The following is a 20,235-nucleotide window of genomic DNA, read 5'->3' on the forward strand; positions in this document are numbered from 1 at the left end:
CTGCTCAAGGACCTGCCAATTGCCTTACGGTGCGCCGCACGACATCCTCAGCCTGTTTCTGGGCCATTGCGAATCTCAACCAGATGCACCCTTCCTGATCGGTCCGGATGGAGCAGAGCTGAGTTACCGTAGCGCCGCAGTTCGCGCTGCCCAGATCGCCCATGCATTTCGCGCCAATGGCGTGATGCCGGGCGACCGTGTGGCTGTCCAGGTCGAGAAATCGCAGACAGCGTTGCTCACCTGGCTGGCCGCGCTGCTGTCGGGCGCTGTCTACCTCCCGCTCAACACTGCGTATACGATAGGCGAATTGCGCTACTTCCTTGGTGATGCGCGCCCCGCCCTCGTTCTGTGCCGCACCACTGATGAGGCGGCCATGTCGGACTTGTGCAGCGAGCTTGGCCTGCCTGCGCTGCTGACGCTCGACACAGAAGGCACCGGCGGAACGCTCGTCGCAGCCGCGGCAGGCCAGCCCGAAGCCTTCCCGCGCCACATTCCGCAGCCGGACGACCTCGCTGCGATCCTTTACACCTCCGGCACAACCGGGCGCAGCAAGGGAGCAATGCTGAGCCATGCGAACCTGGCCTCGAATGCGCTGACCCTGCTCGATTATTGGCGCTTCACCAGCGCCGACCGGTTGCTTCATGCCCTGCCGATCTTTCACACGCACGGCTTGTTCGTGGCAACCAACGTCACGATCGCGGCGGGCTCGGCGATGATCTTCCTGCCGCGGTTCGATGCTGATGAACTTGTCAGGCTGATGCCGCAGGCAAGCGTGTTGATGGGGGTGCCGACCTTCTATTCGCGGTTATTGGGCCATGCCGGTTTCACTCGCGAGCTTGTCAGCCATATGCGCCTCTTCATTTCAGGTTCGGCGCCCCTCTCGGCGGAGGTCCACAAGGATTGTGCCGCTCTCACCGGGCAAGCGATCCTCGAACGCTATGGCATGACCGAAACCAACATGAACACTTCCAATCCCTATGATGGCAAGCGCAAGCCGGGCAGCGTAGGATTCCCGCTCCCGGGCGTGATCTTGCGCATTGCCCAGCCCGAAAGCGGAGTCGAAATGCCCCAGGGCGAGATTGGCGTGATCGAGGTCAAAGGACCCAACGTGTTTCGCGGTTACTGGCAGATGCCTGAGAAGACTGCCGAGGAATTCCGCGACGATGGCTTCTTCATCACCGGCGACCTGGGCTACATCGACCCGCAAGGCTATGTGCATATCGTCGGCCGTGCCAAGGATCTGATCATCGCCGGGGGCTTCAACATCTATCCGGCCGAAGTCGAAGCCGTGCTCGATGAGATCCCCGGCATCGCCGAAAGCGCGGTGATTGGGGTGCCCCACGCCGACATGGGCGAGGCCGTCGTTGCCGTGGTGAAGGCGACCGACCCGACGCTCGATGCCGATAGGGTAATTGCCGCTCTGGCTGACAGGTTGGCCCGCTTCAAGCAGCCGCGCGCGGTCGTTTTCGTTGATGAATTGCCGCGCAACACCATGGGCAAGGTGCAGAAGGCACTGCTAAGACAGGAATATGCCGCACTCTTCGCCAGCTAGGGCAACGTGCGGGAGGGGAATGAGAGATGTTGATCCTGTCGATCGCGATTCTGGTCGCGATCTTCGTGGCGGCAGTGTGGTTGCCGGTAAACATGGGGCTGATCGGCTTCGCAGCAGCTTTGGCGCTTGGCGTATTCGGCGCAGGACTGCCGGTGAAGGAGGTTCTGGCAGGCTTTCCTGCCGACCTGTTCCTGACCCTGCTCGGCATCACCTATCTGTTCGGGATTGCCAGCAGGAATGGCGCGATAGACTGGCTGGTGGCGCGCGCGGCGGGGCTGCTGGGCAGTCATACGGCGCTTTTGCCGCTGCTTGTCTTCCTCGTCGCCGGCGTGCTGACGGCGCTTGGCGCTGTCGGGCCTGCTGCGGTCGCCATCGTCGCCCCGATTGCCATGCGCTTTTCGCGCAGCCACGGCTTTTCTCCATTGATGATGGGCCTGCTCGTCGTCCACGGCGCCCAGGCAGGAAGCTTCTCGCCCATCTCGATCTACGGCGGCATCACCGCCAAGGTCCTCACCGGCAGCGGCATCGAGCCTGATGCGCAATACCTGTTCATCGCCAGCGCGGCCTTCAATGCCGCAATCGCCCTCATGGTCTGGCTGTTCTATGCCCGGCGCGAGGCGGTGGCAGGCACGAACCACGAAGGCCATGTTGAAGTGCCGGTGCTCGACCGCGATGGGGCGTGGACGCTTGCCGGCCTGCTGGCCCTCGCCGCCGGCGCGCTGCTGTTCAAGGTCGAGATCGGGTTCATGGCACTCATGGTGATCCTCGCGCTCGCCATGGTTGCGCCGCGTACGCAGCAGGGTGCGCTCAAGCAGGTTGACTGGTCCACCATCCTGCTCATCTCAGGCATCGTCATCTACGTGACCCTGCTCGACAGAATCGGCACGCTCGATGCAATCAGCGCACTGATCGGGCAGGTCGGATCGGCCAGTCTCGCAGTTCTTCTGCTATGCTATCTTGCCGGCGTCGTCTCGGCCTTCGCTTCGTCGACGGCGCTGCTAGGGGTCATCATCCCGTTAAGCCTGCCCGTTCTCGCTGGCGGTCACATCGCCGTCATGCCGGTCGTCGCGGCGATCTGCATTGCCAACACCATCGTCGATACCTCACCGTTTTCCACCAACGGCGCGCTGATCGTCGGCAATGCGCCCGAAGACGAACGCCCTGCCATGCTGCGCAAGCTGCTGCTTTATGCCGCAATCATCGTTGGCATCGGGCCGATGCTGGCATGGGCCGCCTTTGTCGGATTGCCCGGCCTTTGATCGTCTAGCCGAACCGGAAGCTGGTCACGGCAAGGCCGCCGAAGAAATCGTCCTGGTGAAACTGGACGCTGCATGGATCTGCTCCGGCAGCTCCGGCGATGACATGCAAGGGCAGCAGGTGCTCGGGCCGCGGATGCGCCTGCATGGCCGCAGGCCCATCCATCCACCGCTCGAGCGCGATCGCACGCTGATCGCCATCGACCCCGGAAAGTCTGTCGCGCAACCAGCGGTCGAAGGCATGCGACGCCGCCTGTCCCTTCACCCCGAAATTGCGCAGATTGTGATACGACAGTCCCGAGCCCAATACGAGCACGCCCTCCTCGCGTAGCGGCGCAAGGAGGCGGCCCATGGCGATGTGTTCGGCGGCGTCGAAACTGGTCAGCACTGAAAGCTGGACAACTGGAATGTCCGCCTCGGGCCGGATCGGCTGCATCATCGAGAAGGTGCCGTGATCGAAGCCGCGCTTCGCGTCCCCGCGACAGTCCATGCCCCCGGCGCGTAGCAACTGGCTGACTCGACCGGCTAGCTCCGGACTCCCGGGAGCGGGATAGCGTATGCGATAGGTGTGTTCTGGGAAGCCATAGTAATCATAAAGCATCGGTGGCGCCGCGTTGGTCGAAACGTGCGGCACCGCCTCTTCCCAGTGTGCCGAAACCACGAGGATGGCCTTGGGCATGGCCCCCAAGGATGGGATGACAGCCTGCAGCGAACCTTCAAGCTGGTCGTATGCCCGGCGCATCGGGCCGTCCATCCATGGCCACGGGCCGCCGCCATGGTTGAGGAAGAACGTCGGAAGGCGGTCTGCAGTCTGGGTCAATTGTCATTCCCGGCGGTGTATTCAGTGGCCGAGATGGCACCTGCTGGGGCGCCCGACAAGATCGTCAGAGCTTCACCACCCGCATCCTCGGTACCACGTTCTCGGCTGCGTTGAACCAGCGCCACAGGCCTGTGCCGGAACGATGCCCGGCAAGATCGACCCAGTTGCCGAACCCCGGATCAGCATCGGCACAAACAACGATCACGCTGCCGTCCGGCTCCAGCCTGGCCATCGAATTGTTGAGCCACACCTTCTGGTGAACGTGGTCGAGCGATTCCATCCACCAGTTGTCGATCTGGACGTTCCACATGCGGCAGTCCGGCACCGGGGTTTCGATCACCAGCGCCTCGCCCGGCTGGAGGTCGAAGTAGAAGTGGCCGTACCAGATATTGGGATCGCCGCCCGCCTTCCAGAAAATCTCCTGCGGCGCATCGTAGAACTGGTTGGGATGCGCCTTGAACCATTCGGACCAGTTGGCGAAGGTATTGGCCGTGCCCCGCGCCCAGGCGGCAGAGGCCATGAGCTGCTGTTCGATCAATGCGGGCGTGAGCAGCGCGGGCGCTGTCGGTCCATCACTGATCCGTTCCACCTTGATGTCGGCAGGGGTCTGCGTCTGCTTGTCGTCAAAGGTCTGGCGCACGATCAGCAAGGTGGTGTCGTCTGCCATCGGCAGCCAGTTGCCCGGCTGCGGATCGCGGCTGACCACGATCTCGAAGGTGCCGTCAGGCCCGAACTCCATCTGCGCGAATTCGATCTCGCCAGTCGAAGCCATCGTCCCGTCGATGGCATAGCGGTTGGCCTTGCTGCCGATCGAGAAGTAGGGGACCGTATTGCGCTTGCCGGTGATGCGATAGGTACGATCGCCCCGCACCACGCACTGCTGGTAGAGGTTGTCGGGGTTGTCGGCGCCGATCTTGATCTTGTCGTCGCACAACAGGAACAGGCGCGGAAAATCCGGGTCCGCGCTGTCGACCTGCATGTTGAGCGCGGTGCGCGCCAGACGGCTGAGATACCGCAGACCCTCGGCCTGATCGAGTGCGCTGGTCGGGCTGGACGGGCGTGCCAGAACCTCCCCCGCCTCGGCCAGTTCGCTGCAGAACCGGCGCCAGACGTGGCTGAGGTTGCTGGCTTCGGCGGAAAGGTCTGTCATGCTGTCATCCTGCCAGTTGTCCGCCGTCGATGGTAAACAGCGATCCGGTGATCTTGCGCGCCTTGTCGCTGGCGAGGAAGGCGAACATTTCCGCGATGTCTTCTGGCGCGCACGAACCGTCGAGCAACTTGGGCGCGTTGCGCATCATCAGCGCCCAGTCCACGCCCTCGGGCGGAGGGGTGTTCTCCGTCATCGGCGTGATCACATGGCCGGGGCAGATCGCATTGATGCGAACACCTGCGGCAGCATATTCGATGGCCAGCCCCTTGGTGATCGCCGCCACCGCGTGCTTCGAGGCCGAATAGGCAGCGTTGTAGGGCTGGCCCTGCAGCGCGGCGGTGGACGCGGTGTTGACGATGGTGCCCTTGCTCTTGAGCAGGTGTGGCATCGCCGCCTGGCAGATCACGAAGACGCTCGTCGCGTTGACGTGCATGAGCAGGTCGAAGTCCTCTGCCGCAAAAGTCTCGGAGCGCCCCCACTTCAGCAAGCCAGCGATGTTGCAGACGATGTCGAGCCCTTCGCGCGCGGCGGTGTCCACCAGCGCGCGGCACGAGGCATAGTCGGTGGCGTCGTAGGCCTGCACCACCGGCGCCGTGCCCGAAGCGGCGGCGATCATCGCGGCCGTTTCCTCAAGCCCCGCAAGATTGCGATCACCGATGGTCAGCGACGCGCCCTCGGCAGCGAAGCGGATAGCGGTGGCGCGGCCGATGCCCGATGCCGCACCGGTTACCAGCGCCTTTTTCCCTGCGAACAGCATCAGAACTTCACGCCCAGCGTGAGGCCGTAAGTGCGCGGATCGGGGAAATACCCGACCGTCAGGCCGCCAAAGCCCGGGCCAAAGTCGATGAAGTTGGAAGGATCGCGCTCCTTGGTCAGGTTCTTGACCCACAGCGCGAGTTCAGCCTTCGCCCCGCCCAGCGGCACTTCGGAAACTGCGGCGCGCAGGTTCACGATGGTGCGGCCCCTGGACTTGGTGTTGTTAGCGTTCTGGTCCGAAGGGCTCGGCGGTACCAGAGCATAAGGGAAGGTAAAGTAGCTGGAGACGTAGTTGATGTCGCCGTTGATGTTCAAGCGACCCCAGTCACCCTGCGCCACGCGGAGATCGACGCCGGCCGCTGCGGTGGTCTTGGGTGTGTGCGGGAAGGCGCGGTTGTCGGCGACGTTGGTATCCACACCGCCCACTGCCTCGATATAGCTCTTGTACTTCGGGTCAAGGAAGGCGAGCGAGCCGTTGATCGTCAGAACGTCGACCGGACGGATCACCGTCTCGATTTCCAAGCCGCGGATGCGCGCGGCAGCTGCGTTCTTGACGACCGAGGCTGCCGCACCGTTGGCGGTGAAGACCGAAAGCTGGATGTCCTTGTGCTCGTCCCAGAAGCCGGCGACGTTGAAGATCACCTTGCCATCGGCCAGCTTGGTCTTGATGCCGACTTCGTAGCTGTCGACCGTTTCCGGGCGATAGGGGTTGCACAGCTCAAATGCGCCGGTCGGGCAAGCCGCCGTCGGCTGGCGGAAGTCGTTGGTTTCGCCATTGAAGCCGCCCGACTTGAAGCCTTGCGCGAAGCGAGCGTAGAGATTGATGTTCTCGTCTGCCTGATAGGCCAGCGTGATCGCCGGGTTGAAGCGGTTGTACTTGGCATCGGGCACGCCGCCATAGGGGATGTTCGCCGCGACGAACGGGGCGAAGATGCCGTTTGCCGGATCGAAGTTGATGCGCAGGAAGCGGCGCACATCCTTCTTCTCGTGCGTGTAGCGCCCGCCGAGCGTCAGCTTCAGGGCATCAGTGATGTCGTAATCGACCTGCGCGAATACGGCGAACGCCTCGGTGTTCGATCCGTAGTCGGACTGGTAAGACGCACCGCCGCCGAAGAAGCTTTGCGGCCCGAGCGTTTCGGCCTTTTCCTTGTAGTAGAACACGCCCGCGACGTACTTGAGCTTGTCGCTCATCGTCTGGCCCGAAACCTGCAGTTCCTGGCTCCAGCTGTGGAAGCTGGTATCGCGCTGGGTCAGCGCCACCGGCAGCGGCGAGCCATCAAGATCGAGCGAGTCCGCCCACTTGAGATTGCGGTAGGCGGTGATCGACTTGACCGTGGCGCCGCCGAGGTCGAGCGCGAGGGTCAGCGCGTGACCATAAGTGCGCGAACGTTCGTAAAGCGGGTTGGCGTCGAGAGATGCGGTCGACTGGCGGTCGGCCCGGTCATAGAGGTTGAGCGGGAAGAACGCTCCGCCGTTGGCATAGCCGGGCGAGTTGGGATCGAAGATGTCCTGGGGAAGGCCATTGCGGTTGACGCGGACCAGCTGGGCATAGTCCGGGCGCTGATCGAACTTCGAATAGTCGAACATGTAGTCGGCGGTGAAGTTGCTGCCTTCAGGCTTGAAGCGCAGCTGGACCATGCCGCTCTTGCCGTCGAGGTCGTTGGTGCGACCGGTGCGCGCAGGGCCCGCGGCTACCGCCTGGGGATAGGGATTGGGCGTCAGCCTGATGAAGCCGTCACGCTTCTGGATCTGGCCCGAAAGCTTGAGCGAGAAGGGCCCCATCGCCGGAAGATCGACCACGGCGCGCCCCTTCCAGTAATCGTAGTTCCCATACGTCAGCTCGCCCTTCACGCCCAGTTCGCCGCTCGGCGCCTTGGGCACGAGATTGACGGCACCGGCCAGCGCGTTGCGGCCATAAAGCGTGCCCTGCGGACCGCGCAGGATTTCAACGCGCTCCAGGTCGGCCACGTCGAAGATCGAACCCTGCGCCTTGGCAATGTAGACGCCGCCCAGGTAAAGGCCGACGGCAGGTTCCCAGGTCACGGCCGGGTTGATCGTCACCGATCCGCGGATGGCGATCTGCGAAATCGTCTTGTTCGATGGCGCACGTTCGAACTTCACGTTCGGCGCGATCGAGCCGAGGCTGTCGATCGAGGTGATCCCGCGCGTCTCAAGGAACTGGCTGCTCACCGCCGAGATGGCGATCGGCACGTTCTGGATGTTTTCGGCCCGCTTCTGCGCAGTGACGACGATCTCGCCGATACCCGAGGTATTTTCGGCAGCAGTGTCTTGCGCGGAATCCTGCGGCAAATCTTGCGCGAATGCCGGTGCTGCAACAAAGGCGAGCGAGCTCAATGCCGTAGCGGCGAGCAGTTTCCTCACGATGTCCTCTCCCTCTCCAGGATACTTTCCGATGCGCTTTCGCGCAATCAATTCGGACTTAAGCTACGCATATGCAGCGAGGATGGCAACTGGAAACTCTGTATTTCGGCAAAATGCGTCGCACTCGCTGGCGAGTGTTGCGCAAAGCACGCATTTTTGCAGTTCACGGCTTGCCCTACGTGCACGCGCGGTGACGCGCAGCAGCACTGCCGCTTTTCAAGGAGAAACGTAGGGAGGACTGCGCCTTGCCGGCATGACGCGGCACGGGGACAGGCTTGCGCGTTACTTCAAGCCGTAGCGCGCGTAATCCTGCACCAAACCCGGCGCGACCTTGCGAAAGTAGGCAAGATCGGCCTTCGCATCCGGCTTGCCCATGGCGTTGCCGATCCAGGCCCTCAGATAAAGCGACGCGAGTTGGGACGGCGAGATCTTCAGAGCAGCTTCGACGTCGGCCAACGCGTTTTGCAGGTTGCCTTGCGCCAACCAGGCCAGTGCCCGGCTGTCCAGCACGGCGGCAGCATTGGAAGCCCGTTCGACCGCCTGGTTGCAAGCCTTGATCATACCGTCGGAATCCACCCGGAAACGTGCCCGATACCAGCAAGCAGCATTGAGCAGCGACGTGTCTCCGGGCTTCTCCTCAATCAGCCCGTCGATCTCCTTCAGACCGTCTACCCCCTTCCCTGCGAAAGCCAGAATGTCCGCACGGGTCAGGACGACGCCGGTGTGCTCGTCACCCATGTCGTCGTATTCGGTGAGCAGGGCCAGCGCCTCGTCAGTCTTGCCTTCGCGGCCGAGGGCACCAGCCAGTGAGATGGCGTTGGAGACCGATGGCGCCAGCTTCAACGCCTCACGATGATCCGTGATCGCATCGGCCCAACGACCCATCTGCCGCTTGGTGAAGGCGCGCCTGCCGTAGGTCCAGGCATCGGGCGCCATAGCGATTACCTTGTCCCAGTCGGCCAGCGCCCCATCCAGATCTTGCACGGATTCCCGCAGATCGGCACGGCGCGCCAAGGGATCGCTCTGCGCATCGCCGGTTTCCCGCGCCAGCGCCTTTTCGTAGGCTGCCTCGATCGGCGCGATGCGCGCCTTCAGCGCTGGCTGCTGATAGCGCCATGCGCGGGCTGCGGTCACAGGGGCAACAAGGAATGGCACCGTGTTGCGCAGGCGCAGCGCCTTTGCCTTTTCCACGGGTATTTCCGAAGCGGGCAGTTCACCGCCAAGCGAGGCGCGCTCTTCGCTGATGGTGAAGCGCTGACCTTCGAGCGCCCCCTTCCGGGTCACGGTCGTTCCAGCGAAAGTTGCCTCGTATTCGGCCCTTCCGCCCAACTTGAAACCCGGCTCGTCAGCCGGGAGCAGAACTTCGATCTCCTCTCGCACTCGTTCCGCGCGGCCAAGGTTGACGGGGATCGCCTTCCAGTTTGCCCGGCTGCGATCGTGGTCGAAGGAGGCGCTGGCACTGCCCAGGCCGCGCATGTCCATGCGCTTGGTGCCATCGCGGTCCAGGAAAAGGGAAATGACCATGCCTTCGATTGTAACGGTGGCCGTCCCGGTCTCGCTGTCGAACGCGGTTGTCCCGCCAGTGATGATGCCGCCGTCGTCGGTCAGGTCCTTGAAGATCGAGTCCGCCAGGGATTTGATCATCTGCTTCTTCTGTTCTTCGCTGGCCTGCCCGAACGCGGCACCAAGGTTGCTGCCCAGCATCCCTGAAAAAGTCGAAGTCGCCGAGATCAAGGCCGGCATCTCGACCCCGGCGCGCTGATCGATCGTGATCTTCACGGAGGCCATCGGTGCCTGGGGCACGCGCGGTTCCATCGCCACGAGCGTTGCGCCTTCAGCCCGGATCGGCAGCGCATGACGGAACGGAGGGACATCGGCCAGCGTCTGCAGCCGCGTGCCGGTTGCAGTACCGTCGAGCCAATAGGTCGTCCCTGCGATCTCGGCGCGCACGATGACATGGTCGAACGCTGCGGGCATCGGCAGCGATTCCGGCACGGCATCGCCCGTCTGGCTATTGACGGCAACGACCTCTGCCTTGATCCCCAAGGCTTCAAGCAAGGAGAGCAGAAGCAGGGATTTCGCCTTGCAATCGCCGTAGCGCGAGGTCCAGGTCAGCGAAGGGGCTTGCGGCACGTAGTTCCCGCCGGCCATGCCGTTCAGCAGATAGCTGACCTGATCCTGTACCAACCGTGTGGCCAGAGCTGCGCGGGTCAGCGGGTCCGCGCTCTGCTTCTCGATCTTGGCGACTTCTGCTGCCAGCGGGCTGCCTGGCGCAATCGCGTCCTTCGTCGAATAAAGCGGTGCGAACACCCGCGAGACTTCTTCCCAGCTGCCGAACGTGGTGGCTTCCAGCGAGGGCGGCCGGGTAAAGCGCGATGGCACGCCTTGCGGCATCTCCTCTCGCTTTGCCAGTGGCAGCACCACGTTCACGGTGTGCCAGCCGTCCTTGACACTTTCGGTCGGGCTGCCGGCCGACGGGCCTGCCTGCCACTTTACCGCGAGGCCTTCGGGCCAGGAAACGCTGGTGCGTGCAAAGCCTGCCTCGAGCGGCAGGGTCAAGAGACCGCTGTCGATCTGCACTTTCCCCTGCAACGCCTTGTCGCGCATGGTCTGGCTGTAGGCAATCCGCACCACATCGCCGACCTGCAGCCCGGGAATGGCGAGAGTGGCGGTCAACATGCCGTCGATCTGGCGCTGCTCCAGCCCTCGCTCCCGTCGCAACACCTGATAGCGCGCGCCGCCCTTGAGCACGTCGATCACCTTGCCCGCGCGGAGAATCTCGACGCGATGAACTGTCAGATCGCCCTTGTCGGGCATCCACACCGCTGAACTCGTGCCGCTCTGTGTCAGCGATTCGGGGCTCCCCAGCTTGAAGGCCTGATCGACATAGACTCGCAGCGTCTCGCCTTCGATACGCTGCTGCACGTCGAGCAGGGCGATCGGGGTATTCGCCGCGGTGTCGATCTTTGCAGCATCGCGCACTTCGGCCCATTTCGGCGCTGGGCCGTAAAGGACGGTCTCTCCGGCAAGTGCCGGTGCAGTAGTGGCAAGAAGACCGACAACGAACAGCGCGAATCTATTGCGCACGCAAACCCCCTGAAATTGAGGGGATTACCTGCCTTCTATTTGGATGTCTGGCAATTGCCCATCAAGCGCGCTGAACAGCCTTTATCCGGGATAGGACCATTTCGGCATGTTCCTTACGGCAGATCAGCAGGTCAGGCATGTATGTGTCAGCCTGGTTGTAGACGAGCGGGCTTCCATCGATGCGGCTGCAATGCAGGCCATGCGCCAAGGCGACTGCGACGGGCGCGCAGGAATCCCATTCGAACTGGCCGCCCGAATGAAGATAGATATCGGCATCGCCAAGGATAACGGCCATCGCCTTGGCCCCGGCGCTGCCCATCGGCACGAGCTCGGCCCCGATGGCCTCGGCCACGGCCACCGCTTCGTGCGCCGGGCGCGTGCGACTGACGACCATGCGCAAGGTTTCGGGCGCGGGCGGCACTTCGCGAGGCTGGTCGGTGCGCAGGACGATCCCGGCCCCCCCGTTGGCGCCTGGCAACGCCACCGCGCCTGTGCTTGCCACGCCGTCAATGGCCAGGCCGACATGCACCGCCCAGTCGGTCCGCGCCTCGCCATATTCGCGCGTGCCATCGACCGGATCGACGATCCAGGTGCGCGAATACTGCAGCCGGTCAAGGTTGTCCTTTTCCTCCTCCGAAAGCAGGCCATCTTCCGGCCGCTGTTCGCGCAGGGCGTGGACGAGGAACTGGTTGGCCGTGGCATCGCCGGCCTTGCCCAGCTTCTTGAGGCTGAGCATTCCGCTTTCGCGCACCGTCAGCAGCAGCTTTCCCGCCACTTGGGCAAGATGGGCTGCAAGTTCTGCATCGGTCATCGCGGCAGAAGGCGTCACGGCATCAGTCATTCGGAGAAGCTCCCTCAGGCTCGGCTTGCAATTCAGCCCTTCGCCCCTAAACCAAAGCTCCCATATGGGAGGAAACGTTGGCATTCACGCATACGGACCAGCAGGAGCTTTTCCTGCCGCTTGTCGAGGGTGTTCACGAAACGCCGCCGTGGGGCGCGTTCATGCGCAATCTCGTCGCCCGCACATATGCGCGCCGCGCCTTCCTCATCATCACCCTGGCCAATGCCATGCCTTCGCAGGAGCCGACCGTCATCCATGTCACTGCGCCCCGCGCGGTGAGGGAGCGTCAACTTGACTTCCGCCGCATCAACGCGCTCGGCCTGCACCCCTATGGCCAGCTGCGGCCAGGCCGTGTCTATGCGATCGACGAGATGCTCGATTTTGACGATCCCGCGCGCCTTGCCCTGCAGCGCAGCGCTCTGGCCGAGATGGGCATTCGCTACGGGCGCTGGCTCCGCGTAAGCGCCGGCGGTGCGGCCGATGCGTGGCTGCTGCTGGTGCGCGAGCGTGAGGATTTCAGCTCTGCTGCCGTTTCCACCCTTGCCGCCATCGGCCCGCACCTTGCCGCTTCGCTGCGCACGCTCGCCGCACTTGCCGAACAGCGCTTGCAGACCGCGATGGCACAAGCAGCCCTTGCTCGGCTCGGCGCGGGTCAGCTCGCTTTTGACGCCGGCGGGCGGGTCATGGCAACCGACCCGCAGGCCGAGCGGATGCTGACCTTCGCTCCCGCCCCAGATCCCCGTGGTGGGCGACGGCTGCAGCTCCTGCCCGCTGCCAGCAGCGCGCTCGAAAAGGCTTGCAGCGCCATCGCCGAGGGCCATATCGAAGCGACCGCGATCCTGCTTGATCCTGCGCGTGACCTGCACATGCTCCTGCGCAAGTGCGACCTTGCCCTGCCCGAACCACACGCCCTGCCCGCCGTGATCGGTACGCTCCGCACCTCCGTCCGCGAGGATGAGCGCGCGGGAACCCGCATCCTGCGTGAACTGCACGGCCTGTCCGACCGCGAAGCCGCGCTTGCAGAGAAGCTGAGCCGTGGCGAGACGATCATCGAAGCGGGGCGTGCCCTGCGCCTGACCGACGAGACCGCACGAAACTATTCCAAGCGCATCTACGCCAAGACCGGGACGCGCGGACAGGGCGACCTTGTTCGCGAGGTGCTCGGCGGCCTCACTCCGTTTGCGTGAAAGCACCAAGCCAATGCCGGAAGCCACCGATTTCTCTGCCCGCCTCACTGCTCTTGAAGATTGCGAAGCTGTGCGAGAGCTTATCGCGCGATACGGACCGCTTGCCGATGCAGGCGATGCCCAGGCCCTTGCCGAGCTCTGGACCGAGGATGGCGAATATGTCGTCACCGGCTTTGCCACGGCCAGGGGCCATGCCGAAATCGCCGCGCTGATCGAGGGCCCGGTCCACCGCCAGCTCATGGCCGATGGTTGCGCCCATCTCCTTGGCCCTGCTGCCGTCACTGTCGCAGGCGATGTCGCCACTGCGCGCTGTCATTCCTTGGTGCTGCGCCACGCAGCCGGCAGCTTTGTGGTCCACCGCGTCTCGGCCAACCGCTGGTCGTTCCGCCGCACCGCGAAGGGCTGGCGGGCAGTGCGGCGCGAAAACGCCCTGCTCGATGGTGCGGAGGCAGCCCGCGCACTCCTGAAGGGCGTGTAGGGTTAGCCCCCGCGCGATACCGGGATCAGGGCCCCGCTCAGGTTGCGTGCGCCGGGCGATGCCAGAAACACGATGACCTTGGCCAGCGAGGCCGGTTGCACCCACTGCGAAAAGTCGGCGTCGGGCATGTCGGCCCGGTTCGTCGGCGTGTCGATGATGCTTGGCAGCACGGCGTTGACCGTGCAGTCCGTCCCGGCAAGCTCGGCGGCAAGGCTCTCGGTCAGCTTGTGGACGGCCTGCTTGGATGCGGCATAGGCCCCCATCCCGCCGCCTGCCACCAGCGCGCTGCCCGCGCCGATGTTGACGATCGCCGCGCCCGGCGTCGCGCTCAGCGTCGGCAGCGCAGCCTTGGTCATGGTCACGCAGGTGGTCGCGTTCATCGCGAACATCCTTGCCCAGGTCTCGGGCCCACCATCGGCGAGCGTCTGCCACACGAAACCGCCCGCCACGTTCACCAGAACGGCAATGCCGCCCAGCGCCGCCTTGACTTGCTCTACCGCCGCCGCTGCGGCAGCGGCATCGGTCAGGTCCACACCGCCGATGTCGAGCCCGCCAGGGTTCGCGTCCGGCGCCGAGGGCGCAAAATCGATCCGCGCCACCTTGTCGCCATTGTCGCGGAACGCCTGCGCCACGGCGCGCCCCAGCACGCCAAAGCCACCTGTAACGATTACCGAACGCATCGTGTCAAAAACTCCTTCAAGGCCGTTGCGAATGGCGGATGCCACCATCGACGACAATCTCCGTGGCGGTGATATAGCTGGCTTCATCCGACAGGAGAAAGCGGATCGTCGTCGCGATCTCTTCGGGCTTGCCGAACCGGCCAGGGAATATGCGCGGACCGTAGATCTGCGCCATCCCGTCTCGCATCTCGCCAAGGATCGGCGTGTCGATCATGCCGGGGCTCAGGGCGTTGATGCGGATGCCATCGTGCGCAAGCTCGTCGGCCATGGACCGCACCAGCGATATGACCGCGCCCTTGGCCGCCGTATAGATCGGGATCATTCCGTTGCCGAACCATGCGTTGATCGAAGAGATTGCCACCACCGCGCCGCCCGGATGCGCCTTCAGGTCATCGCGGAAAGCCTGAACCAGTTCGATCACTGCGCGCACGTGCAGCGCCATTCCGGCGTCGAAGTTCTCGGGCGTGACCCCGCCAATTCCGGTCTGCACCGCCGTGCCCGCACCGTGGACGATACCGCCAATGCTGCCAAGCGCAGCGCGCGTTTCGATTGCGGCCGGGGCAACCGCCTGCGGATTGCGCAAGTCCACCGCGAGGCCCACCGCCGCCCCGCGATATCGCGCCGCGATGTCGGCCGCGGCAGCCTGGGCGCCTTCGGCATTGATGTCCCACAGCGCCACCGGGCGCCCCACTTCGGCCAAGGCATGGGCGGTGGCCAGGCCGATGCCCGATGCCCCGCCGGTGATCACCACACCCGTCCCGGGCGTGCCCAGCCTCTCGTCACTCACGCTCATGCCGATTCCCTGCCTGATGGATTTGTGGCCAGGCACACCGTGTCAAACCCCAGGACATGCGCCACGCGGCCAAGGCCGACCCATGCCGCCACGCAATGCGCCAGATCGACGATCTCGCCATCGCTGAAGGCTTCGTGCATCCCGGTCCAGAAATCCTCGTCCGCCGCCAGTCCTTTCGGGTCCGTGCCGAAGCGCTCGGCAAAGGCGATGGCCAGCCGCTCCCGCGGTGAAAACAACCCGGAGTCCTGCCAGTTCTCCACCGCCGCATAGAACGCCTCGTCGGGCGCCGGGCCGTTTGCCGTCACCAGCCGCTCGGGCGTCTCGCCACCAACCGAGAAGGTGATTTCCGCATCGCGCGCCGCGCGGAAGTCCTGGCAGATCATGCAACCGTTGATCTGCGCCGTGCGCATACGCGCCGCCTCGAACTCGCGTAGCGAGAGCCGGGTCTCGCGATAGACGGCAAAGGAGAATCCGGCTGCAGCGGCCATGATCTCGCGCGCATGGGTTCGCGCGGCATGGCCATAGGGATCGCTGGCCGCTTCGGCGGGCACGGAAATGCGCAACATCGGCAGGCGCTCCTCAGTTTGCAGGGATCTCGGGCACGGGGCCCATCGGCGGCACGTTGTGCGACCACGCCATGTCCTCGTGGCGCTCGGCAATGCGCCAGCCATCGGGCGTGCGGACCAGCCTGTCACGATACCAAAGACCGATGAAGAAGACCTGCTCCTCGCCCACCGCGCTGCGATGGACCATCGGGTTGAACAGGATCGTGCGCGCCCGGGCGGTGTCGCCGTCAAGGTCAAGCTTGGTCGTCGCCACCATGTGCTGGAACATCGGAAAGCGGTCCAGCGCCACCGGCAACCACGCCTTGATCTGCGCGAAAGTACCCGCGGCGCCTCCGGTTTCGGAGTAATCGATCTGCGCGTCTGGCGTGAACACACGGTCAAGCGCGTCCCAGTCCCGTTCGTCGATTGCGAAGCAATAGCGCGCGAAGAGGTCCTGTATTTCCAGCCTGTCCGAGATTTCCTGAAGCGACATCATCGCGCTGCCCCTCTCCGCCTTGCTTTTGGCTGCGAATCATACGCAACTGTTTTGCTGTTGAGATCATGCATGGCGCTTCTCGCAAAAATTATCTACATTGTCTGCGCAGTTTGTGTTGGTTGAGAAGGCCCATCGGCCGTCGGGCACTGGCAAGGCGGGGAGGGGCATCAGGAAGGACGTCTGCGGCCACAGCGCGACCTGGCACACACTTCCCGAGGTGATGCCCATGCACGCACGCCGTGTGGATGTCGCAAGTCCTCCATGTGCAATGAGCTGCAATTTTATCAATATCAAAAGCCGATATGCTTTTTGATTGACGATTTGCGTATCTGTTGCGATATCTTTTTACGAATGCATTGCCACGTAAAGCAGTGCGTGAGTCGAAAGTCGTACCGGAGGAGAGGCCGCTCATGGCCAGCGCAGCTGCAATTTCGCTCGAAAGCTCGATCCCGTCGGGCGAAGAGCTCGTCGCCCGGGCAAGGGCCATGATCCCCGCCTTGCGCCAGCGCGCGGCCGAATGCGTCGCCGGGCGTGACGTTCCGGCGCAATCCATTGCCGAATTCCGTGAGGCTGGTTTCTTCCGCATCCTTCAGCCCAAGCGCTGGGGCGGCTACGAAATGCACCCCAACGTCTTCTACGATGTGCAGCGGGCCCTTGCCGAAGGTTGCATGTCCACCGGCTGGATGTACGGCGTGGTCGGTTGCCATCCTTATGAAATCGCGCTCTTTCACGAAGAAGCGCAGGCCGAGGTTTGGGGCGAGGACACCTCCACCCTCGTGTCCTCCTCCTACCAGCCCGTCGGCAAGGTCACCCCGGTCGAAGGCGGTTATCGACTCTCGGGCCGCTGGGGCTTCTCGACCGGCTCCGTCCATTGTCAGTGGGTCGTATTGGGCGCGATGGTCCCGCCGCGCGAAGAAGGCGGCGTGCCCGACATGCGCGCGTTCCTGTTGCCCCGCGCCGACTATACGATCGACACCGACAGCTGGCACGTCTTCGGTTTGCAGGGTACTGGCAGCCATGACATAATCGTCGACGATGTGTTCGTCCCCGAACACCGTACTCACCGTTCGATCGACGGATATCTCTGCACCAACCCCGGCCAGCAGACCAACACGGGGCCCCTCTACACCCTGCCCTGGGCCCAGGTTTTCATGCGCTCGGTCTCGACCGCTGCCTTCGGCGGCGCGCGCGCTGCGATTTCTGCCGCCATGGACATTGCCCAGAACCGCGTCTCGACCAACACCGGCAAGGCTTCCAAGAACGATCCGTTTCTTCTTGCCGCCATCGCCCGTGCGCAGGCCGAAGTGACGGAGATGGAGCAGACCCTGCGCCTCACCTTCGATGAATTGATGGCCCTGGCCGAAGCAGGCGAGCCGATCCCGATGGAGAAGCGCACCCTGTTTGCCTACAACTCGGCCAGCGTGGTGCGCCGCATGGCCGATCTGGTCGACGACATGGTCAAGCTGCTGGGCGGTCGCGCGATCTACACGTCCAGCGCGATCATCCAGCCCTGGCTCGATCTCAACGCCGGCCGCGCACACGTCGCCAATGACCCGGCCAATCGTACGCTCGACGTGGTCGGCGCGATGCTCGGTCAGGAACCGACCTTCACCTTCCTCTGATGGGAGCGCCACCCTTGGCTAGCCTGACCCAGACCACGCATCGCGTCTCCGGCGGATACGAAATTGTCATTGCCGAAGCGGGCGATCCTTCCGCGCCTGCCGTCGTCTTCCTGCACGGCAGCGGCCCCGGCGCCTCCGGTGCGTCCAACTTCCGCCAGAACATCGATGCTTTTGTGGACGCCGGTTACCGCGTGATCCTGCCCGACCTGATCGGTTATGGCGGCTCGTCCAAGCCAGAGGGGCTGGACTACACGCTGCAGCTCTTCACCGATACCGTGTACGAAGCGCTCGTCGCCCACGGCGTGACCAGCGCCAGCCTCGTCGGCAATTCGCTGGGCGGCGGCATTGCCCTGCTGATGACGCTCGACCACCCCGGCTTCACCCGCAATCTGGTGCTGATGGCCCCTGGCTGCGTGGCCGAGCGCGAGGCCTACTTCGTGATGCCGGGCATCACCAAGATGGTCTCCAGCTTCGGGGGGCCGGACTTCAACCTGGCCGAGCAGAAGCGCCTCGTCTCGAACCTCGTCCACCCGGACTTCGCCCCCAGGATCCCGGATGCCCTGGTGGAGGAACGCTTCGCCGTCGCCCGCACCCAGCCCAAGGACGTGCTGGTGCGCATGCGCACGCCCGACCTCTCGCCGCGGCTGCCGGAAATCACCCAGCCGGTCTTCGTGCTGTGGGGTCTGAACGACGAGTTCTGCCCGGAAGCCCATGCGCGTCTGTTCCTCGACCATTGTCCCGATGTCCGCGCGATCACTTTCGGCCGCACCGGCCACTGGGTCCAGGTCGAACGCGCTGCCGAGTTCAACGCCTTTGCCATCGAGTTCCTCAATGCCCGCCGATAAGATCCAGCACTATGGCGCGGCGCTTTACGAAGCCCTGCGCACCCGCAAGACCATCGCCCCGCTGATCGAGCAGGATCCCTCGCTGACGCTCGACGATGCCTATGCCATCAACCTCGATTTCCTTTCGCGCCGCGTCGCCGATGGCGAGAAGGTCGTCGGCAAGAAGATCGGCGTGACCAGCAAGGCCGTGCAGGACATGCTCGGCGTCCACCAGCCCGACTTCGGCTTCCTGACCGACTGGATGCATGTCGAAGGTGACATCGACATCGACGCCAAGGCCCTGATTGCTCCGCGCGCCGAGGCCGAGATCGCGTTCATCCTCAAGAGCAGCCTCAATGGCCCCGGCGTCACGGCCGCTGACGTTCTTGCAGCCACCGAAAGCATCGCCCCCTGCTTCGAGATCGTCGACAGCCGCATCGACAACTGGAACATCAAGATCGTCGATACCGTGTCCGACAACGCCTCATGCGGGGTCTACGTGATCGGCAATGAACGGCTCGACCCCGCCGGGCTGGACCTGCCCAATCTGCACGTGGCCGTCACCAAGAACGGCGAACCGCTGTCCGAAGGCTATGGCCATGCCGTGCAGGGCGATCCGGCACAAGCGGTGGCTTGGCTCGCCAACACGCTCGGCGCCTATGGCGTGACGCTCGATGCGGGCGACGTGATCCTGTCGGGTTCACTCGTCCCGCTCGCGCCCGCCGTGAAGAGCGATCGCTTCGAAATGACACTCAGCAACGCTGCAGGGCCACTCGGCACCTGCGTCGCCAACTTCGTTTGAGGAATACCTGAATGGCACGCGTCAAGGCCGCGATCATCGGTTCGGGCAATATCGGCACCGACCTGATGATGAAGATGATCAAGTACCCGCAGAACATGGAACTGGCGATCGTCGTCGGCATCGACGAGAAGTCCGAAGGCCTGGCCATGGCGCGCGAACACGGCATCGCCACCACGCACGAAGGCCTCGAAGGCCTGCGCGCCCACCCGCTCTACAAGGACATCGGCATCGCCTTCGACGCGACCAGCGCCTACGCCCACAAGGTCCATGACGAGGCTCTGCGCGCCGATGGCATCCAGGTGGTGGACCTTACCCCCGCGGCCATCGGTCCCTTCACCGTGCCGCCGGTCAACATGGGCCAGCACCTCGACCAGCCCAACGTCAACATGGTGACTTGCGGCGGTCAGGCGACGATCCCGATGGTCGCCGCCGTCGCCCGCGTCTCGGACAAGCTCCACTATGCCGAAATCGTGGCGTCGGTCTCCTCGCGCTCGGCCGGACCCGGCACCCGCGCCAACATCGACGAGTTCACCCGCACCACCGCCCGTGCGATCGAACAGGTGGGCGGCGCCGCCAAGGGCAAGGCGATCATCATCCTCAATCCGGCCGAACCGCCGATGATCATGCGCGATACCGTGTTCACCCTGTCCGAAGGCGGCGATGAGGACGCCATTCGCCGGTCGGTGGCCGATATGGTGGCCGAAGTGCAGAAGTACGTCCCCGGCTACCGGCTCAAGCAGGAAGTCCAGTTCGAACGCTTCGGCGACAACAACCGCCTGAAGATTCCGGGGCAGGGGGAATTCACCGGCATCAAGTCGATGATCATGCTCGAAGTCGAGGGCGCAGGCGACTACCTGCCCAGCTACTCCGGCAATCTCGACATCATGACTGCCGCCGCCAAGGCCACCGGCGAACTGCTTGCCGCGCGCCGCATGGCCGCTGCTGCCGCCTGAAGGAGATCGGA

Annotated in this window: 18 protein-coding genes; 8 read left to right on the top strand and 10 right to left on the bottom strand. The window is 64.1% G+C overall.

Annotated features, from left to right (window positions below; translation table 11 throughout):
* The first annotated feature begins 19 nt into the window (after positions 1–19).
* Both AC1Q5P_RS03840 and AC1Q5P_RS03845 read left to right on the top strand, forming a co-directional pair.
* Positions 20–1,552 (top strand): malonate--CoA ligase, encoded by a 1,533-nt coding sequence (locus tag AC1Q5P_RS03840; RefSeq protein WP_492518178.1) that lies wholly within the window; start codon positions 20–22, stop codon positions 1,550–1,552.
* Between the two features lie 26 nt (positions 1,553–1,578).
* On the top strand, positions 1,579–2,811 hold the full coding sequence (locus tag AC1Q5P_RS03845; RefSeq protein ID WP_039334574.1) for an SLC13 family permease: 1,233 nt from the start codon (positions 1,579–1,581) through the stop codon (positions 2,809–2,811).
* Between the two features lie 4 nt (positions 2,812–2,815).
* On the opposite strand, the gene AC1Q5P_RS03850 is transcribed toward AC1Q5P_RS03845, so the two are convergent.
* The 6 genes from AC1Q5P_RS03850 to AC1Q5P_RS03875 form a co-directional block, all read right to left on the bottom strand.
* Positions 2,816–3,628 (bottom strand): DODA-type extradiol aromatic ring-opening family dioxygenase, encoded by an 813-nt coding sequence (locus tag AC1Q5P_RS03850; protein ID WP_231735401.1) that lies wholly within the window; start codon positions 3,626–3,628, stop codon positions 2,816–2,818.
* Between the two features lie 64 nt (positions 3,629–3,692).
* A complete protein-coding gene (locus AC1Q5P_RS03855; protein ID WP_492518179.1) occupies positions 3,693–4,778 on the bottom strand; it encodes a DUF1214 domain-containing protein in 1,086 nt (361 codons plus the stop codon).
* A gap of 4 nt (positions 4,779–4,782) precedes the next feature.
* The gene (locus AC1Q5P_RS03860) at positions 4,783–5,535 is read right to left on the bottom strand and encodes an SDR family NAD(P)-dependent oxidoreductase (RefSeq protein ID WP_492518180.1); all 753 of its coding nucleotides are present in this window, start codon (positions 5,533–5,535) and stop codon (positions 4,783–4,785) included.
* The gene (locus tag AC1Q5P_RS03865; RefSeq protein ID WP_492518181.1) at positions 5,535–7,916 is read right to left on the bottom strand and encodes a TonB-dependent receptor; all 2,382 of its coding nucleotides are present in this window, start codon (positions 7,914–7,916) and stop codon (positions 5,535–5,537) included. Before AC1Q5P_RS03865 ends, AC1Q5P_RS03860 begins: the two co-directional genes overlap by 1 nt.
* 282 nt (positions 7,917–8,198) lie before the next feature.
* Positions 8,199–11,003, bottom strand: a complete 2,805-nt coding sequence (locus AC1Q5P_RS03870) for a DUF3857 domain-containing protein (protein ID WP_492518182.1) — start codon at positions 11,001–11,003, stop codon at positions 8,199–8,201.
* A 61-nt stretch (positions 11,004–11,064) separates the two neighbouring features.
* Entirely contained in the window at positions 11,065–11,814 is a 750-nt protein-coding gene (locus tag AC1Q5P_RS03875) for a 3'(2'),5'-bisphosphate nucleotidase CysQ (RefSeq protein ID WP_369820995.1), read from the bottom strand.
* A 107-nt stretch (positions 11,815–11,921) separates the two neighbouring features.
* On the opposite strand from AC1Q5P_RS03875, the gene AC1Q5P_RS03880 reads away from it, so the two are divergent.
* Together AC1Q5P_RS03880 and AC1Q5P_RS03885 are read left to right on the top strand one after the other, a co-directional pair.
* A complete protein-coding gene (locus tag AC1Q5P_RS03880) occupies positions 11,922–13,031 on the top strand; it encodes a helix-turn-helix transcriptional regulator (protein WP_039334563.1) in 1,110 nt (369 codons plus the stop codon).
* Positions 13,032–13,044: 13 nt separating this feature from the next.
* Positions 13,045–13,509 carry a nuclear transport factor 2 family protein gene (locus AC1Q5P_RS03885; RefSeq protein WP_492518183.1) on the top strand — a complete coding sequence of 155 codons (465 nt, stop codon included), beginning with the start codon at positions 13,045–13,047 and terminating at the stop codon, positions 13,507–13,509.
* A gap of 2 nt (positions 13,510–13,511) precedes the next feature.
* Here AC1Q5P_RS03885 and AC1Q5P_RS03890 read toward each other — a convergent pair whose 3' ends face one another.
* From AC1Q5P_RS03890 to AC1Q5P_RS03905, 4 genes are read right to left on the bottom strand one after another with little or no spacing between them, the layout of a single operon-like run.
* On the bottom strand, positions 13,512–14,189 hold the full coding sequence (locus AC1Q5P_RS03890) for an SDR family NAD(P)-dependent oxidoreductase (RefSeq protein WP_193828687.1): 678 nt from the start codon (positions 14,187–14,189) through the stop codon (positions 13,512–13,514).
* Positions 14,190–14,205: 16 nt separating this feature from the next.
* The gene (locus AC1Q5P_RS03895; RefSeq protein ID WP_492518184.1) at positions 14,206–14,982 is read right to left on the bottom strand and encodes an SDR family NAD(P)-dependent oxidoreductase; all 777 of its coding nucleotides are present in this window, start codon (positions 14,980–14,982) and stop codon (positions 14,206–14,208) included.
* Positions 14,979–15,548, bottom strand: coding sequence for a carboxymuconolactone decarboxylase family protein (locus AC1Q5P_RS03900; RefSeq protein ID WP_039334557.1), 570 nt, complete (start codon positions 15,546–15,548; stop codon positions 14,979–14,981). Before AC1Q5P_RS03900 ends, AC1Q5P_RS03895 begins: the two co-directional genes overlap by 4 nt.
* Positions 15,549–15,561: 13 nt before the next feature.
* Positions 15,562–16,023: a nuclear transport factor 2 family protein gene (locus AC1Q5P_RS03905; protein ID WP_039334555.1), complete on the bottom strand. Its 462-nt coding sequence runs from the start codon at positions 16,021–16,023 to the stop codon at positions 15,562–15,564.
* Positions 16,024–16,433: 410 nt separating this feature from the next.
* On the opposite strand from AC1Q5P_RS03905, the gene AC1Q5P_RS03910 reads away from it, so the two are divergent.
* From AC1Q5P_RS03910 to AC1Q5P_RS03925, 4 genes are read left to right on the top strand one after another with little or no spacing between them, the layout of a single operon-like run.
* A complete protein-coding gene (locus AC1Q5P_RS03910; protein ID WP_193828684.1) occupies positions 16,434–17,645 on the top strand; it encodes an acyl-CoA dehydrogenase family protein in 1,212 nt (403 codons plus the stop codon).
* 14 nt (positions 17,646–17,659) lie between these two features.
* Positions 17,660–18,490 carry an alpha/beta fold hydrolase gene (locus AC1Q5P_RS03915; RefSeq protein WP_231735402.1) on the top strand — a complete coding sequence of 277 codons (831 nt, stop codon included), beginning with the start codon at positions 17,660–17,662 and terminating at the stop codon, positions 18,488–18,490.
* On the top strand, positions 18,477–19,271 hold the full coding sequence (locus AC1Q5P_RS03920; RefSeq protein ID WP_492518185.1) for a fumarylacetoacetate hydrolase family protein: 795 nt from the start codon (positions 18,477–18,479) through the stop codon (positions 19,269–19,271). The genes AC1Q5P_RS03915 and AC1Q5P_RS03920 overlap by 14 nt, the downstream gene beginning before the upstream one ends.
* A gap of 11 nt (positions 19,272–19,282) precedes the next feature.
* Positions 19,283–20,224, top strand: a complete 942-nt coding sequence (locus AC1Q5P_RS03925; RefSeq protein ID WP_039334548.1) for an acetaldehyde dehydrogenase (acetylating) — start codon at positions 19,283–19,285, stop codon at positions 20,222–20,224.
* The last annotated feature ends 11 nt before the right edge of the window (positions 20,225–20,235 follow it).

This window comes from Novosphingobium sp. GW835-FHT14H07 (assembly GCF_058793515.1).